Source organism: Lelliottia nimipressuralis (assembly GCF_004115925.1).
GTDB classification, from domain to species: domain Bacteria; phylum Pseudomonadota; class Gammaproteobacteria; order Enterobacterales; family Enterobacteriaceae; genus Enterobacter; species Enterobacter nimipressuralis.
Window position 1 is genome coordinate 39,045 of record NZ_SDDX01000013.1, and the last position, 17,237, is coordinate 56,281.

The 17,237-nt window shown below is 57.5% G+C and carries 13 protein-coding genes; 5 read left to right on the top strand and 8 right to left on the bottom strand.

The window, feature by feature from the left end; genetic code table 11:
• Positions 1–27: 27 nt before the first annotated feature.
• Complete coding sequence (locus tag ETG88_RS11070; RefSeq protein ID WP_100777569.1) at positions 28–651, top strand: TRIC cation channel family protein; 624 nt, start codon at positions 28–30, stop codon at positions 649–651.
• A gap of 74 nt (positions 652–725) precedes the next feature.
• On the opposite strand, the gene erpA is transcribed toward ETG88_RS11070, so the two are convergent.
• Entirely contained in the window at positions 726–1,070 is a 345-nt protein-coding gene (gene erpA, locus ETG88_RS11075; RefSeq protein WP_100777570.1) for an iron-sulfur cluster insertion protein ErpA, read from the bottom strand.
• Positions 1,071–1,155: 85 nt separating this feature from the next.
• Entirely contained in the window at positions 1,156–2,556 is a 1,401-nt protein-coding gene (gene clcA / locus ETG88_RS11080) for a H(+)/Cl(-) exchange transporter ClcA (RefSeq protein WP_107702230.1), read from the bottom strand.
• A 178-nt stretch (positions 2,557–2,734) separates the two neighbouring features.
• Between clcA and hemL the strand changes: the two genes are divergently transcribed.
• The gene (hemL, locus tag ETG88_RS11085; RefSeq protein WP_100777572.1) at positions 2,735–4,015 is read left to right on the top strand and encodes a glutamate-1-semialdehyde 2,1-aminomutase; all 1,281 of its coding nucleotides are present in this window, start codon (positions 2,735–2,737) and stop codon (positions 4,013–4,015) included.
• Between the two features lie 56 nt (positions 4,016–4,071).
• On the opposite strand, the gene fhuB is transcribed toward hemL, so the two are convergent.
• The 6 genes from fhuB to hrpB all read right to left on the bottom strand — a co-directional run bounded on the left by fhuB (position 4,072) and on the right by hrpB (position 15,237).
• Positions 4,072–6,054, bottom strand: coding sequence for a Fe(3+)-hydroxamate ABC transporter permease FhuB (fhuB, locus tag ETG88_RS11090; protein ID WP_129035401.1), 1,983 nt, complete (start codon positions 6,052–6,054; stop codon positions 4,072–4,074).
• Complete coding sequence (fhuD, locus tag ETG88_RS11095; RefSeq protein WP_129035402.1) at positions 6,051–6,941, bottom strand: Fe(3+)-hydroxamate ABC transporter substrate-binding protein FhuD; 891 nt, start codon at positions 6,939–6,941, stop codon at positions 6,051–6,053. Before fhuD ends, fhuB begins: the two co-directional genes overlap by 4 nt.
• Positions 6,941–7,738: a Fe3+-hydroxamate ABC transporter ATP-binding protein FhuC gene (gene fhuC / locus ETG88_RS11100; RefSeq protein WP_123429467.1), complete on the bottom strand. Its 798-nt coding sequence runs from the start codon at positions 7,736–7,738 to the stop codon at positions 6,941–6,943. The genes fhuD and fhuC overlap by 1 nt, the downstream gene beginning before the upstream one ends.
• A gap of 47 nt (positions 7,739–7,785) precedes the next feature.
• Complete coding sequence (gene fhuA, locus ETG88_RS11105; RefSeq protein ID WP_129035403.1) at positions 7,786–9,963, bottom strand: ferrichrome porin FhuA; 2,178 nt, start codon at positions 9,961–9,963, stop codon at positions 7,786–7,788.
• A gap of 238 nt (positions 9,964–10,201) precedes the next feature.
• Positions 10,202–12,724, bottom strand: coding sequence for a bifunctional glycosyl transferase/transpeptidase (mrcB, locus tag ETG88_RS11110; protein WP_129035404.1), 2,523 nt, complete (start codon positions 12,722–12,724; stop codon positions 10,202–10,204).
• An 83-nt stretch (positions 12,725–12,807) separates the two neighbouring features.
• A complete protein-coding gene (gene hrpB / locus ETG88_RS11115; protein WP_129035405.1) occupies positions 12,808–15,237 on the bottom strand; it encodes an ATP-dependent helicase HrpB in 2,430 nt (809 codons plus the stop codon).
• 72 nt (positions 15,238–15,309) lie between these two features.
• On the opposite strand from hrpB, the gene thpR reads away from it, so the two are divergent.
• The 3 genes from thpR (at position 15,310) to dksA (ending at position 17,188) form a co-directional block, all read left to right on the top strand.
• Positions 15,310–15,840, top strand: coding sequence for an RNA 2',3'-cyclic phosphodiesterase (thpR, locus tag ETG88_RS11120; protein ID WP_129035406.1), 531 nt, complete (start codon positions 15,310–15,312; stop codon positions 15,838–15,840).
• 13 nt (positions 15,841–15,853) lie between these two features.
• Positions 15,854–16,558 (top strand): DNA/RNA nuclease SfsA, encoded by a 705-nt coding sequence (sfsA, locus tag ETG88_RS11125; RefSeq protein WP_100777580.1) that lies wholly within the window; start codon positions 15,854–15,856, stop codon positions 16,556–16,558.
• A 174-nt stretch (positions 16,559–16,732) separates the two neighbouring features.
• Positions 16,733–17,188, top strand: a complete 456-nt coding sequence (gene dksA, locus ETG88_RS11130) for an RNA polymerase-binding protein DksA (protein ID WP_001155232.1) — start codon at positions 16,733–16,735, stop codon at positions 17,186–17,188.
• Positions 17,189–17,237 lie beyond the last annotated feature (49 nt).

The following is a 17,237-nucleotide window of genomic DNA, read 5'->3' on the forward strand; positions in this document are numbered from 1 at the left end:
AGGCCCTCATCCTCTGAGGATTGAAAAATGCTCGTTTATTGGCTGGATATCCTTGGCACAGCCGTTTTTGCTATCTCCGGCGTTCTGCTTGCGGGCAAATTACGCATGGACCCCTTTGGCGTATTAGTGCTTGGCGTGGTGACGGCCGTCGGCGGGGGCACAATCCGCGATATGGCGCTCGATCATGGCCCGGTGTTTTGGGTCAAAGATCCCACCGACCTGGTGGTCGCGATGGTGACGTGCCTGCTGACCATCGTGCTGGTGCGCCAGCCACGCCGGTTACCAAAATGGATCCTGCCGGTGCTTGATGCCGTGGGTCTGGCGGTGTTTGTCGGGATTGGCGTCAATAAAGCCTTCATGGCAGGAACCGGTCCGCTGGTGGCAATCTGCATGGGCGTATTGACCGGCGTCGGCGGCGGGATTATCCGCGATATTCTGGCGCGCGAAATCCCAATGATTCTGCGCACCGAAATCTACGCCACCGCCTGTATTATCGGCGGAATTGTCCACGCAACCGCGTTCTACACCTTTGGCGTAGAGCTGGAAACCGCAGCGATGATCGGCATGGTGGTGACGCTGGTGATTCGTCTGGCGGCAATTCGCTGGCACCTGAAGCTGCCGACATTTGCACTGGATGAAAACGGAAGGTAAAAGCAAAACGGCAACCCAAGGTTGCCGTTTTTGGTGTTCGTACCCTCTCCTGGTCGGAAAAGGCCGCATCACAATTAAATACTGAACGAAGATCCACACCCACAGGTGCTTTTCGCGTTCGGGTTAGTCACCACAAAGCGCGAACCTTCCAGGCCTTCGGTGTAATCCACCGCGCCACCGACCAGATATTGCAGGCTCATCGGGTCAACGACCAGCGCGACACCCTGCTTCTCAATGGTCATATCACCGTCGTTAATCTGATCGTCAAAGGTGAAACCATACTGGAAGCCGCTGCAACCACCGCCGGTAATATAAACACGCAGTTTCAGCTCCGGATTATTTTCATCCGCAATCAGGCTTTTCACTTTAATGGCTGCTGCTTCGGTAAACTGCAACGGCAGCGCTACGTCATCACTCATTTTTTGCTCCCATGAATACTGCTACTGAATCGGATTAAAAAACATCCAATTCTTTTTTTCATTATCTAATACCCTGGTAATTCATTCAAGTATTCTGCTTCTCAGCCAGTGCCGCCTCCTGCTTCGCCAGGGTACGCGCAAGAATGGTGGAGTATAACGGCTTTCCGCCCAGGAATTGGGCTAATAGTGTCGCGCCGAGACAGGTAATGATCATTGGCAAAATGAGCTGATAATTGTCGGTCATCTCCAGAACCAGCACGATGGCGGTCAGCGGCGCGCGCAACGACGCCGCCAGCAGCGCCCCCATTCCGGCAACGGCAAAGGTCCCGGCCTGCAACTCATACGCCGGAAATCCCGCTGCGGCGGCCATTCCAAAAGCGGTGCCGAGCAACATTCCTAGCGCCAGCATCGGCGCAAAAATTCCGCCCGGGGCGCCCGACGAAAAACAGAGCAGCGTCGTCACCACGCGGGAGATAAACAGAAACAGCAGCATTCCCAGGCTAAAATTGCCGGCCACGGCGATGGGAATCAGGTTGAATCCGCCGCCTGCGGCACCCGGTTCGATCACGCCCAGCACACCGCACATCCCGCCGAGCAGACCGCCGATCAACACCCATTTCGTGATATTACCGCCGTGAATGCGCTGGAACATATCCTGTGTTTTGAGTATCAGGAAATTAAACAGCGGCCCCAGCACGCCAAAAATCATCCCCAGAATCAGATACAGCCACAGCGTGTTCACCGGCGCATTGGTGAGCTTACCCACCTCAATGACTGCGGATTCGCCGTTGAAAATGCGAAACACAATGCTCGACATGATCACGCCAGTGAAGACCGCCTTGATCGAGATAAGGTTGTAGCGAAACTGCGGGCGCATCTCTTCGATGATAAACAGTATCCCGGCCAGCGGCGCGTTGAAGGCCGCCGAAAGCCCCGCTGCGGCCCCTGTCGCCAGCAGCGTATGGCGTGCTTCGCCGCTGCGCATGCGGAAAACATCTGCCACCATCCGCCCGATATTTCCGCCGAGCTGCACCGTTGGCCCTTCACGGCCTAACACCATGCCTGCGCCAAGCGTTCCCATCCCACCGATGAATTTCACCGGAATCACGCGCCACCAGCGCACCGGACGCAGCTCTTCTAGCGCGCCTTCGATCTCGGGAATACCGGAACCGCCCGCCTCCGGGGCAAATTTGCGTACCAGGAAATAGCCCAGCATTGCCAAAAGCGCCGACAAGCCAAAAGCCATCGACCACAGCAGCCACGGGTTATCGGCCACCCCGCCAAGCGTGCCGATGCGCCAGTTTTGTACGCCATTGACGGCTTTCTCAAACGCCACGCCCACAAGCCCTGCGAGCGTCCCGACTACCGCGGCCATCACCAGGATCACCAGCGGCGTTTTGTCGCGATTCAATAAGCGTCGAACGCTGACCCGACGGCGCTGGCGGGCAAATTGCTGTTCTTCAAAAGAGGAGTTTTGTGCTGTCATCACGGCTTCTTTTATTGGTCATACAATTAACGCAGGGATTTTAATGCCCCTGACGCTGCCCGTCGCCTGAAAAATCCTAAACAATTGTTCAGGATCATTGGGGCAAAAATTTTATAACCTTCGGCGAATCCCTTAGAATAGCTGGCTAAACCCTTTTCTACGAACCAGGAACGACGCTATGAGTAAGTCTGAAAACCTCTACAGTGCAGCACGCGAGCTAATCCCAGGCGGGGTCAACTCTCCTGTTCGCGCCTTTACCGGCGTCGGCGGAACGCCGCTGTTTATTGAACGTGCGGACGGCGCGTATCTGTACGATGTGGACGGCAAAGCCTATATCGATTATGTCGGCTCCTGGGGTCCGATGGTGCTGGGTCACAACCACCCGACTATCCGCAATGCGGTAATTGAAGCGGCGCAGCGTGGCCTGAGCTTCGGTGCACCTACCGAGATGGAAGTTAAAATGGCGGAGCTGGTGACCGAACTGGTCCCGACCATGGACATGGTGCGCATGGTGAACTCCGGTACGGAAGCCACCATGAGCGCTATCCGCCTGGCGCGCGGCTTCACCGGTCGCGACAAAATCATCAAATTCGAAGGCTGCTATCACGGTCACGCCGACTGCCTGCTGGTAAAAGCCGGTTCCGGCGCGCTGACCCTCGGACAGCCGAACTCTCCGGGCGTACCGGCAGATTTTGCCAAACACACTCTGACCTGCACCTATAACGATCTGGAGACGGTTCGCGCCGCCTTCGAACAGTATCCGCAGGAGATCGCCTGCATCATCGTGGAACCTGTCGCGGGTAACATGAACTGTATCCCTCCGCAGCCAGAATTCCTGCCAGGCCTGCGCGCGCTGTGCGACGAATTCGGCGCGCTGCTGATCATCGACGAAGTAATGACCGGCTTCCGCGTGGCGCTGGCAGGTGCTCAGTCTTATTACGACGTGGTACCAGACCTGACCTGTCTGGGCAAAATCATCGGCGGCGGTATGCCGGTGGGCGCCTTTGGCGGACGCAAAGAGGTGATGGAAGCGCTGGCCCCGACGGGTCCGGTTTATCAGGCGGGTACCCTGTCCGGTAACCCGATTGCGATGGCGGCAGGTTTTGCCTGCCTGACCGAAGTGGCGCAGCCGGGAATCCACGAAACCCTGACCGATTTGACCACCCAACTGGCTAACGGGCTGCTGGAAGCCGCAGAAGAAACGGGCATTCCGCTGGTGGTGAACCATGTGGGCGGCATGTTCGGGATCTTCTTCACCGATGCGAAAACCGTGACCTGCTATCAGGACGTGGTGAAGTGCGACGTTGAACGCTTTAAGCGTTTCTTCCATCTGATGCTGGAAGAGGGTGTGTACCTCGCACCGTCAGCGTTTGAAGCGGGCTTTATGTCCGTGGCGCACAGCGAAGAAGATATCAATAACACCATCGACGCAGCGCGTAAGGTGTTTGCGAAGCTTTAATCGCCACGCGACAAACAAAGTAAATGAACAACGGCAGCCTCTCGGCTGCCGTTTTTTTATCGGCTCTGCTTTCTCAGCAAATAAATAAAGTACGGCGCACCAATAAACGTCGACAGCAGCCCCGCCGGGATCTGATACGGGAACAGCACCATCCTGCCCAGCCAGTCGGCGATGACCAGTATCATCCCGCCCACCAGCGCGGAGATCACGATATGCGGCATCGTGCGGCGGAACCCCATCATGCGCGCGATGTGCGGCGCCATCAGACCAACAAAACTCAGTGGGCCGATGGTCATGGTCGCGACGGCGGTCAGGCAGGCCGCCAGCAGCAGCAATCCGACGCGCGAGGGCGTCAGTGCAATCCCGACCGCGCGTGCCGTTTCACCGCCCAGCGGCAGAATCGTCATCCAGCGGCGGCACAACGGCGTGATTGCCAGCAGCAAGATCATCGCAATCCCGGAATGCACCACCTGTGCCCCCGTCGCGCCGTAAGTCGAACCAGAAATCCAGGTCAGGATCTGCGCCATGCGCGGATCGCCGCTGGCCTGCAGCATCATCAACAACATGGTAAATGCAGTGCTAAGCGCCATACCGGCAAGCAGCATCCGGTGCGGTGAAAAGCCCCCGCGACCGGCGGCGATCATAATGATCATCAGCGTGGCGGCAGCACCGATACTGCCCGCAGGCATCAGCCAGCCAAACGCATCGCCCGGTACGAAGAACAGCATCATCACCACACCAAACGCCGCGCCGGAGCTGATGCCCAGCACTTCCGGGCTGGCCATCGGGTTACCCGTCAGACGCTGGATAATGCACCCGGCGACCGCCAGCATCACGCCTGCGATCAACGCAGAGAAAATACGCGGCCAGCGCCATTGCAGCAATTCATCCAGCATCGGGCCTGTCGCCCAGTGCCAGCCGCTGGCATCGCGCCCCAGTGAGAGGGCAATCCACGCGACAATCAGCAACACGATCAGCCCGGTCAGCACAAACCACTGAATGTGCTGACGCTCGGCATAGACTTTATCCCCGGCGTCCATCGCGGGCGCGCTCATGCTGCGCAGACGCGGCAGCAGCCACAGCAACAGCGGCGCGCCAATCAATGCGGTGACGGAACCGGTGGAGACTTCCATCCACACGCGGGCGAGCCAGAGAATGATTTGATCCGACAGCCAGAGGATCAACGCCCCAATTAACGGCGCCAGCATCAGTCGCGACAGCAGGCGACGCGCACCGAGCATTTTCGCCAGCAACGGTGCAAACAGCCCGATAAAGCCGATAATCCCGACCGCATTTACCAGCAGTGCGCTGAGCACAATCGCCAGCGTCAGCGCGGCGAGACGTGCCAGGGAAAGCGCCAACCCGAGATTGCGCGCCACGCCATCATCCAGCCCCATCAGCGTCAGCGGACGCAGCAGCAGCAGGGTCAGCACTACGCCGCCGATCAGCTGTGGCCACAGGCGTTGCACGATACTCCAGTCGGTCTGGGTCAGCGTCCCGGTGCTCCACAGGAACATGCTTTGCAGCTCGTCGTGATGGAACAGCACCAGCAGCTGGTTGATGGCCCCGCAGTAGAGGCTCACCACCAGCCCCGCCAGAATCAGCGTTACCGGAGAAAGACGTTTTCCCCACGCCACACCGAAGACCAGCGCACCGACAACACAGGCCCCCGCCAGCGCAGCGAACTGGCTGGTGAGTGCGCCGGGCAGCGCCCAGAGCGTGGTGATGGTGATACCAAGCTGTGCGCCAGTGGCGACGCCAAGCGTCGTCGGTTCCGCCAGCGGGTTACGCAGCACCTGCTGGAACAGAACGCCGACCAGCCCCAGCCCCGCGCCCACCAGCAATGAAATCGCCAGGCGTGGCAACAGGCTGTAGTGGAACAGCATCTGCTGGATGTTATCGATATCCGGTACGGAGAAGGCCTGGCCCCACTGCGCGCGCGGCAGCGCAATCGACAGATTTGACCAGGTTAAAAACAGTGCGACGATGAAAACGACGGTTAACAGCAGCGTCGGGAAAAGCGCGATCCGCGATCTCATGCTTTGCCTCCCAATGCGCCATCAAGCACGCGGGCAAAGTGCATCGCCGACAGCGTCGCTCCGTAGAACCACACCGCAGGCACACGCTGGAAACGCTGCTCGCGCACGAACGGCATCGCCTGCCACAGCGGCGTCGACATCAGGGTTTGCATCTCACGATCATTGCCATGATCGAAACAGAGCACGTCTACATCGCGGAATTGCGCCAGACGATCGATGCCGACGGTGGTACTGCCCCAGAAGGTCATCTCCCCTTCCCAGGCATTCGTAATAGCGAAGCGATCGAGCACTTCCTGGAACAGACAGTTTTTGCCAAACACCAGCACATGACGCGCATCCAGCAGCGTAACCATCAGCAACGGACGGTTGCCGCGCGCGGCAAAGCGGGGTTTGAGCGAATCGATAAAACCGTCGAAATGGTCGAGGTGCTGTTTTGCCGCCGCCTCGCGGTCCAGAAGCTGGGCCATTTCATTAATCGAATGACGCGCCATGGTCAGCGGTTTTTTACCGTCGCTGAAGGTGAACCCCCGGCCCGGCGCAATGCGTGCCAGTGTCTCCGGCGAAGGGCCGTAGCCCGCAGACCAGACCAAAAACGAGGGTTTCATCTGCGTCAGGAGTTCGAGATTCGGCTCGGTGCGCAGGCCGATATCGATAGTTGACGCGGGGATCTTCGGCTCGTTGACCCACATGTTGTAGTTAGGAATATCCGCCACGCCGTACGGCGCGATGCCCAGCGCCAGCATCAGCTCAACCGGCAGCCACTCCAGCGCCACGATGCGGTGCGGATCAATAGAAGCCGCACGCGCGGTATTCATTTTTAACAGCAGTGGCGAAAGCGCCAGCGCCGTCAGTAACCGACGGCGACTTATCAACGTTGGATCCAGCATCAATACACAAAGCTCACCGGTGCAGCCCCTGACGGGTGAGGCAGGATACCCATTGGAATACCGTAGATCAGTTCCAGCGTTTCGCCGCGCATCAGCTCAGACGGCGTACCTTGCGCAATCATCTCGCCCCCGCGCAGGGCCACCAGATAATCGCAGTAGCGCGCTGCCATATTGATATCGTGCAGAACGGCGATCACCGTCAGCCCTTTCTGCTGGCTGAGGCGATGAATCAGCGCCAGCACATCCACCTGATGGGCGATGTCCAGCGCCGAGGTCGGTTCGTCCAGCAGCAGGCAGTTACTGTCTTGAGCCACCAGCATCGCGATCCACGCGCGCTGACGCTCGCCGCCGGAGAGGCTATCCACCAGACGGTGCGCCAGCGGTTTTAACCCCACCAGCGCGATCGCCTCTTCCACTTTCTCTCTGTCAGCCACACCAAACCGCCCGAGCGCGCCGTGCCACGGATAACGTCCAATCGCCACCAGTTCGCGCACGGTCATCCCTTCAGCCTGCGGCAGTTGCTGCGGCAGATAGGCGACTTTGCGGGCAAAGGCTTTGCTTTTCCAGCTCTCAAGCGGCTGCCCGTCGAGCAGGATCTCCCCTTCGGACGGCGGCTGATGGCGACCCAGCATTTTGAGCAGCGTGGATTTACCCGAACCGTTGTGACCGATAAGGCCCGTGACTTTGCCGACAGGGAATGTCAAAGAGAGCGGATGCAGCAGCGTGCGTCCAGGGACGCGAAAGGAGGTGTTATTAAGCGCAAACGTGGTATCGGAGTGCGGTCTAATTTCCTGCATAGTGGCCAACTTGTTAAAGGGCACGGCGAACCGTGCCCGAAGAGAGATTAGAAGCGGAAGGTCGCCGTGGCGACAACCTGGCGTTCAGCACCCCAGAAGCAGCCGTAGGTCTGGAAGCAGCTTGCGACGTACTCGCGATCAAGCAAGTTGTTCACATTAACCGCAACACTTGATCCTGCCATACCAAAACGAGCGAGATCATACTTAACTACAGCATCCATAACGGCAGCACTACCGACTTTAAAGCTGTTAGCCGGGTCTCCATAACTAGACCCGATGAAACGTCCACCGGTTCCTAATGTTAATCCTGACAATGGGCCGTTGTTAAAGGTGTAGTCACCCCACAGGGAGGCCATGTGCTCAGGCACCTGCTCCGGGGTATTGCCTTTCAGGTTGGTATCTTTTGTATATTCAGCGTCGGTATAGGTATAAGAAGCCGTCATATTGATATTTGCTGTCAGCGCTGCTTTCGCTTCCAGTTCAACACCACGAGCACGAATCTCGCCCGCAGGAATCTGACCCAAAGGATTCGAAGGGTCGGCAGTCAGGTTGTTAGTTTTGGTCAACTGATACAACGCACCTGTCACCACGATTGGCTTGTCCTTCGGCACATACTTCACGCCAGCTTCATACTGCTCACCCTTTGAAGGTGCGTAGGAAACACGTGGTGTGCTCCAGAGATCGAATGCACTAGGCTCAAACGACTGGCTATAACTAAAGTACGGTGAAATCCCATTATCAAACAGGTAGTTCACACCCCCACGCCAGGTAAACTTATGGTCGTTACGTTCAATATAACCGTTATCACTACGGACAGTAGTGGCCTGCTGAGACCAGTCATAACGACCACCAAGTGTAAGCACCCATTTATCCCACTCAGCTTGATCCTGAATGTACAGGCCAGTCTGCTTACTCTCGTTCATTTGATATGGGACGGCATCGCCAAATGTGAAGTCTTCAGGCGTATAGTTACCGTTAAGATCGATAGGCGGCGCACTGCCAAAAGCTGCGTTAATGTCATTACGCATACGCATATAATCCACACCGGTCAATAAGGTGTGATCTACGCCGCCAGTTGCAAACTTGCTCTCCAGTTGTGTATCAACACTAAAGTTTTGCAAACGTTCATTGTCAACAACCGTTCCACGGTTCAGCGTATGGCCATCTGCTGCGATACCGGTTCCATAAACACTTTTCTGAGACGTTTTCATTTCAGCGAAACGCAGATTCTGACGCACGGTAAAGGTGTCGTTGAAGCCATGTTCAAAGCTATAACCGACCATTTTCTGGTTACGGGAATAGGTATTGTTCGACGCGCCTTCATTGAAGTCCGTTGGCAAACGCTTGCCGTTTGGCAATGGTTCAACAGTTCCTTCTTTAGGCAACCAACCGTAATAGCCTGTTTCCGGTTCATTCTGGAAATAGGACAAGAACGTAAAGTTAGTTTTGTCATCCGGACGCCATGAGAATGATGGTGCAATGGCGTAGCGCTGGGATTCAGAGTTAATTTGTTGCTCATTCGTCGAGCGCGCCAGGCCTGTCAGGCGGTACGAGAATTCACCGTTATCATCCAGTGAATCGCTAAAGTCAAAACCAGTCTGGAAGAGATTGTCTGTCCCCATTTTGAACTGAACTTCTTTTAATGGCTCAGTCGTCGGGCGCTTGCTCACCATTGAAATAATACCGCCCGGGTTACTTTTCCCGTAAAGAACGGACGTCGGGCCACGCATCAATTCAACGCGTTCGAGCATGTAAGGGTCGATTACCGCATCGTTGTAGAAGTTACCCTGAAGTTTCAGACCATCCAGATAATTGTTCTGATTAAGACCTACAGAGGAGAAACCGCGGATGATGACAAAATCATAGGTATTAGAAGCCCCACGGCTATTCACCGTCACGCCAGGAGTGTAACCCAACGCCTCTTTCACTGAGTTGAATTGATGCATTTGCATCTCTTCGCTAGTCACCACGGAAACAGACTGAGGTGTCTTTTCAATTGGGGTATCAGTTTTAGTTGCCGTTGCGGAGCGTTTGGCCGCAATCGTAGGTGCCGGTCCCCATGCACTTTCTTGTGCCGCTGGGGCCGCCGTCACCGTAATGGTGTCTTCTTTTTTGGGGGTGTCAGCCGCATGTGCAAAAGCAGACATGCCGCCTACCGCTGTGGCTACAACGACCGCGATTTTACGCAGCGAAGGACTCTTTGGCTGAGCAGTTTTGAGCGCCATTGGTATATCTCTGATGAAAGAGTGAATGATAACGTAAACGAGAATTATTATTATGACCGCAGAATAATATGCGAAACGCTGGCGGCATAGCAAGCGATATGCGGCCCTACAAGAATTGAGGGTTTAAGAAATAACCAGAGGGAAAATGAGGAGTTAAAGCAGGATTAAATAAGGGTTAGGAATATGTTCTTTATGCGTGAATAAACTCCCTCTCCCGGAGGAGAGGGAATTCTCAGACTTAGTTACTGCCGAACATATCTTTGATCCAGCCCGCCACGCCGTCGCTGTCTTTCTTCTCATTCTGCGGCTGCTGCTGTTGTTGCTGCGGCTGCTGTTGAGGCTGAGACTGCTCAAACGGGTTGCCCGTCGGCTGTTCTGGCTGGCTTTGCTGACACAGTGATTCCGGTTTGTCCGTCCAGACCGGCAGGGAACGCATCCCGCCGCCGCAGACGAAGTTACCCGACTCATCCACGCCCATATCGACGATATCTTCCGGCGGCGTCAGGTTCAGCGGCACCGGCGACTGGTTGGTCAGGTAACGCTGGTAGATGGACATCGCGCCGCTCGCACCGTACAGACGGGTCGGCTGGTTGTTATCACGTCCAACCCAGGTGATCACCACTTCGCGGCCATCAATCCCGGCAAACCAGGTATCGACGTTGTTGTTGGTGGTCCCGGTTTTACCCGCCAGATGCAGGCCCGGATATTTCGCGCCCAGCTGGCGACCCGTACCGCGCTGCACCACTTGCTGCATGGTCCACAGGGTCATATAAGCAGCCTGCGCGGGAACTACGCGTTCTGCCTGCGGGAAGCTCTGATAAAGCACCGTACCGTCTTCAGCAATCACCGAGCGCACCGCAGAGAGCTGCGCACGGTTACCGCCGCTGGCGATGGTCTGGAACGCTTGCGCCACTTCGATAGGCGTCAGGTTCAGCGCCCCCAGAATCATCGCTGGCACCGGGTGCAGCTGATCTTTTGGCACACCCAGTTTCTGCCAGGTGTCGGTGATCGCCGGCAGACCCAGCGCCATACCGAGGTTAACCGTCGGGACGTTCATCGAGCGCGTCAGGGCATCCACCAGCATCACCTGGCCGCTGAACTGTTTATCGTCGTTCTGCGGAGACCATACCTGGCCATTCGGCTGACGCAACGCAATCGGCGCATCGGCAATCCAGGTATTGAGTCGATACTGATTCGGCTGGCTCAGAGCAGTCAGATAGGTCGCCGGTTTTGCCAGAGAACCAATCGAACGACGCGCCTGCATCGCACGGTTGTAGCCCGCAAACTGCGGCTCTGCCCCGCCAACCATCGCGCGCACTTCACCGCTATAACGATCGACGACGACCATCGCGGTTTCCAGATCGCTCAGCTTGCGCTGCTTTTTCAGTACCGGAATGCCGTCAACGGCAGCTTTCTCAGCGGCGTCCTGCGCCACGGAGTCAAAGGTGGTAAAGATCTTCACGCCGGAGAGATCTTTCACTTTGTCGCCGAGTTTGGTCTGCAGCTCCTGACGCACCATCTGCATAAATGCAGGCTGTGGCGAGATCACGCCACCGCGCGGCTGCACACCCAGCGGACGCGCGCTCAGCATGTCGTACAGCTCCTGATCGATCACCTGCTGCTGTTGCAGCAAGCGCAGAACCAGGTTACGACGCTCCAGCGCCAGTTTCGGGTTGCGCCACGGGTTATAGATTGACGCGCCTTTCACCATCCCCACCAGCAGTGCCTGCTGGTCGAGGCTCAGCTCTTCCACCGGACGGCCAAAGTAGTAGAGGCTCGCCAACGGGAAACCGCGGATTTCGTTATCGCCGCTCTGACCGAGATACACCTCGTTCATGTACAGCTCAAGAATACGATCTTTGCTGTAGCGGGCGTCCATCAGCACAGCCATGTACGCTTCGTTGGCTTTACGCCAGTAAGAGCGTTCGCTGGAGAGGAACAGGTTTTTCACCAGCTGCTGGGTCAGGGTACTCGCCCCCTGCACCGTGCGACCGGCCGTCAGGTTCGCCAGCACCGCACGCCCGATGGAGTACAGGCTCACGCCGTCGTGCTCGTAGAAGTGGCGGTCTTCGGTGGCCAGCAGGGTATCAACCAGCAGATCCGGGAAGCCATTACGCGCGACAAACAGACGCTGCTCGCCGTTTGGCGAGGAGAGCATGGTGATCAGGCGCGGGTCGAGACGGAAGAAACCGAACTGACGGTTGCTGTCCAGGTTCTCGATGGTTTCCAGATGGTCGCCGTCAAAGGTCAGACGCGCGCGCACCTGCCCCTCTTTGCTGTCCGGGAAATCGAACGGACGACGAATCATCTCGATGCTGCTCGCCTGCACGGTAAACTCGCCAGGACGGGTCATTTTCGACACCTGACGGTACTGCGTGGCTTCCAGCAGTTTGACCATTTCGTTCTTGCTGATGGACATGTCCGGCTCAAGGTTCACCATGCGACCGTACACCGCCGCAGGCAACTGCCAGACTTTACCGTCGATACGGCTGCGGATCTTCTGATCCAGGTACACACCGTAAATCGCCATCAGAACAACAAATATAATAAACAGCTTCAGCAGCAGCCAGAACCAGCCGCGTCTGCCACGAGGCTTCCGCCCTTTGCCTTTTCCTTTACGCGGCATGGGTTCATCCTCATCATCGTCTTCATAGTCATCGTCATACTCCTCATCTCTGAGGCGACGACGGCTGATTTTTTCCTTCGCCGGACGCGCAGGTTTACCCTTACGTCCTATTGGCTCGCGGTCATTCCCCGCCATGCTTTCTCTCCGCAACATTCCAGGCGCAACGGCCCGATTCTCTTTTCTTCCACCCAACGGTGAAAGAAGAAATCTCTCAAAACCTATGAATACTTCTTCGTCCGCCGCGTCGGCGCGGTATTCGCCGGATCGTCCGGCCAGACGTGTTTCGGATAACGCCCTTTCATCTCTTTCTGCACGTCGCGATAACTACCGGCCCAAAAAGCACCGAGATCGCGCGTGATTTGCAATGGACGATGGGCGGGCGACAGCAGCTCCAGCACCAGTGGAACGCGCCCGTCGGCTATCGACGGCGTGGTGGCTTCACCAAACATCTCCTGCATCCGTACCGCCAGTGCCGGAGGATTATCCTCATGATAACGAATGGCGATCCGGCTTCCGGTCGGCACAGTGTAATGCGAGGGGAGCGAACTCACCAGTCGTTGACGTAATGACCAGTCGAGTAAATTCTCAAGCGCGGCCTTCACATCCAGTGATTTAAGCGCTTTCAGGGAGTGCACACCGCCCATTTCTGGCAGTAACCAGGTTTCCAGGGAGGCCAGCAGCGCATCGTCGTCCACCTCGGGCCATGGGTACTCCGGCAGCCAGCGCGCGGCGCAGTGTAAGCGCAGGCGATACTGTTCCGCTTCCGGCGTCCAGTTCAGCACAGTCAGCCCTTTATCGCGAATACCGTTGAGCATCGCCTGATGCAGCTCGTCTTCCGACGGTTTTGCCAGCGGTTTAACGCTGACGGTCAGTTTGCCGATCTGGCTGCGGCGAAATGCTTTCAGGGTGCCCTGCGCGTCGTCCCACTCGATGGTGTCCGACTGCTGCAACAGCTGCGGGCAAACGCGTGTGAGCGCGTCGATATCCACCGCTATCGCCTGTAAAATTCGCGCGTCCGGGGACGAACTGCCCTGCAACAGCAGCGGCGCGATCAGCCATTCGTGGCGAGTGAGCGCGTCATCGCTGTCAAGCATCGCGCCCATGCCGTTCGCCAGCTGGTAGCGGCCATCGATGCCCCTCCTGCGTGCGATGCGATCCGGGAAAGCCTGCGCCAGCAAGCCGGGGATCAGATCGCTGTCCAGCGCTCCGCCACGGCGGTTCAGGCGCTGGCAAAGCCGCTGGGCGCGCTGCTGCCAGTTGGGCTGATTGCGCGAAAAGGCCGAGGCCAAATCGCTGCTCCCGCCGCGCGGAGGCTCTTCCAGAATCGCCGCAAGCTTCGCGGCAGTGGCGATTTCATCATCCTCTTTTGCCGCCACCAGCATCGCCGCTAGACGCGGTTCGTTGCCAAGGGTCGCCATTTTCTGGCCGCGAGGTGTCAGGCGTTCATTATCTAACGCACCAAGCTGAGTAAGCAGCCTGCGCGCCGCCGCCAGATTCACCGCAGGCGGCTGATCGAGCCAGGCCAGTTGACTCGGGTCCGGGCAGCCCCATTGCAACAGCTCCAGCAGCAGGCCGGAGAGATCGCTTTGCAGAATTTCCGGCGTGCTCTGCGTCGCCGCACGTTCCGCCTGCTCGGCGCTGGTCAGGTGCAGACAAATCCCCGGCTCCAGGCGTCCGGCGCGGCCAGCGCGCTGTGTCATGGATGCCTGGCTGATACGCTGCGTGAGCAGGCGGGTCAGGCCGGTGCGCGGATCGAAGCTCGCCACCCTCTCCTGCGCCGTATCGACCACCAGACGAATGCCCTCGATCGTTAAACTGGTTTCGGCAATGTTGGTCGCCAGCACCACCTTGCGCTGCCCGGCAGGTGCCGGAAGGATCGCTTTACGCTGTTCGTTCAGCGACAGCGCGCCATACAGCGGGCAGAGCAGCACATCGCTGCCAACGCGTGGCGCCAGTTTCTCCTGCACACGCTGAATTTCGCCGACGCCTGGTAAAAAGAGCAGCAGCGAGCCAGACTCGTGGCGCAACAGCTCCGCGGTAGCGATAGCGACCGCCTCATCAAAGCGCTGGTTCGCCGACAGCGACTGGTAGCGGCGATCGACGGGAAATGCCCGCCCTTCGGAGGCGATCACCGGTGCATCGGGAAGGATCTGTTGCAGACGTGGGTTGTCGAGCGTCGCCGACATCAGCAGCAGCCTGAGATCGTCGCGCAGCCCGTGCTGAACATCGAGCAGCAGCGCCAGCGCCAGATCGGCCTGCAGGCTGCGTTCGTGGAATTCATCGAGGATCACCAGCCCCACGCCGCTCAGTTCCGGATCGTTTTGCAGCATCCGGGTGAGAATGCCCTCCGTCACCACTTCGAGGCGCGTCGCGGGGCCGACGCAAGTTTCGGCGCGCATGCGGTAGCCGATCGTTTCGCCCGGCTTTTCATTCAGCAGTTCGGCGAGGCGTTGTGCCACGTTGCGGGCCGCCAGTCGGCGCGGCTCCAGCAGAAGAATTTTTCCGGGAATATTCCCCTCTTTGAGGATCTGCAGCGGCAACCAGGTCGATTTACCGGCACCCGTGGGCGCATTCAGCAGGATCTGAGGGGCATGTTGTAACGCGGCAAGTAGCTCGGGAAGTACGGCGGCGACCGGCAATGAGGACACGAACAGCTCCAGAGGGTTAACATTAGACGGCGGACATTGTAGCATCGGCGCATATCATTACCGAGCCCCCCTATGTCTGATTCAAAACGACTGTTTTTCGCCATTGAGCCACCGGCCACTGCTCAGCGGCAAATCGTCCGCTGGCGCGCGGCGAATTTTCCGGCCGAAGCGGGCCGCCCGGTTGCGGCTGCCAACTTACACCTGACGCTGGCGTTTCTCGGCGAGGTCAGCGCAGAAAAGCAGCAGGCGCTGTCGGCGATGGCCGGGCGGATCCGCCAGCCGGGTTTTACCCTCAATCTGGACGATGCCGGGCAGTGGCTGCGCTCTCGCGTGGTGTGGCTCGGGACGCGTCAGCCGCCGCGCGGATTGTTGCAGCTGGCGAATCTGCTGCGCGCCCAGGCCGCTCGCAGTGGCTGCTATCAAAGCCCGCAGCCCTTTCACCCGCACCTCACCCTGCTGCGTAATACCGCGCATGCGGTTGCCATTCCCGCCCCAGGCTTTAGCTGGGCCTTTCCGGTGACCGAATTTGTCCTCTACGAATCCGTATTCCATCAGGGACGCACCCGCTACACGCCGCTGACGCGCTGGACGTTAAGCGAATAATCAAGGACTCATGATGAAGTTTAGCCCTGCCTTACAGCAAGCCACCCTGATTCAGCGCTATAAGCGCTTTCTGGCCGACGTGATCACCCCCGAGGGCGAGCATCTCACGTTGCACTGCCCGAACACCGGCGCGATGACGGGCTGCGCCACGCCGGGCGATACGGTCTGGTACTCCACCTCTGCCAATCTTAAGCGTAAATATGCGCATACCTGGGAAATTACCGAGACCCAGCAAGGCGCCTTTATCTGCGTAAATACCCAGCGCGCCAACCCGCTGGTGAAAGAGGCCATCGACGCCGGGCTGATTCCAGAGCTTATGGGTTACAGCACGCTGAAAGGCGAAGTGAAATATGGCGAGGAAGGCAGCAGAATTGACTTCATGCTACAGGCGGATGACCGCCCTGAGTGCTATATTGAAGTCAAATCAGTGACGTTAGCAGACAGGGATAATGGCTACTTTCCGGATGCGGTGACGCTACGCGGCCAAAAGCATCTGCGAGAGCTAATGAGTGTTGCGGCGGCGGGCAAGCGCGCCGTATTGCTGTTTGCCGTGTTGCATTCAGCGATTGAACGATTCTCACCCGCCCGCCACATTGACCCAAAGTACGCACAATTGTTGAATGAGGCACAAAAGCAGGGGGTAGAAGTTTTCGCTTATAAAGCGGAACTTTCTGCCGATAATATGACTCTGAAGTCGACGCTCCCCGTTGTGTTATAAGGGGTTAGAAGATGACGATTTGGTGTTCTGGCCGCGTGCGCAAATACGCTTTTCCTCACAGGCTTGTCAAGTGTTACGTTTAGATAATTGCCTTACGGAAAAGCATCTGCTATTTATAGCGACCTGATTTTTCCCCCACACGGGGATCGATAGTGCGTGTTAAGGAGAAGCAACATGCAAGAAGGGCAAAACCGTAAAACATCGTCCCTGAGTATTCTCGCCATCGCTGGGGTGGAGCCGTACCAAGAGAAACCGGGCGAAGAGTATATGAACGAAGCCCAGCTGTCTCACTTCAAGCGTATTCTTGAAGCATGGCGTAATCAACTTAGGGATGAAGTCGATCGCACTGTTACCCATATGCAAGACGAAGCAGCAAACTTCCCGGACCCGGTAGACCGTGCCGCTCAGGAAGAAGAGTTCAGCCTCGAACTGCGTAACCGTGACCGCGAACGCAAACTCATCAAAAAGATTGAGAAAACGCTGAAGAAGGTCGAGGACGAAGATTTCGGATACTGCGAGTCCTGCGGTGTGGAAATTGGCATTCGTCGCCTGGAAGCGCGTCCGACTGCCGATCTGTGCATCGACTGCAAAACGCTGGCTGAAATCCGCGAAAAACAGATGGCAGGTTAATTCCTGTTCTGTCGTAACGATCATAAAGGCGGGAGTCACTCCCGCCTTG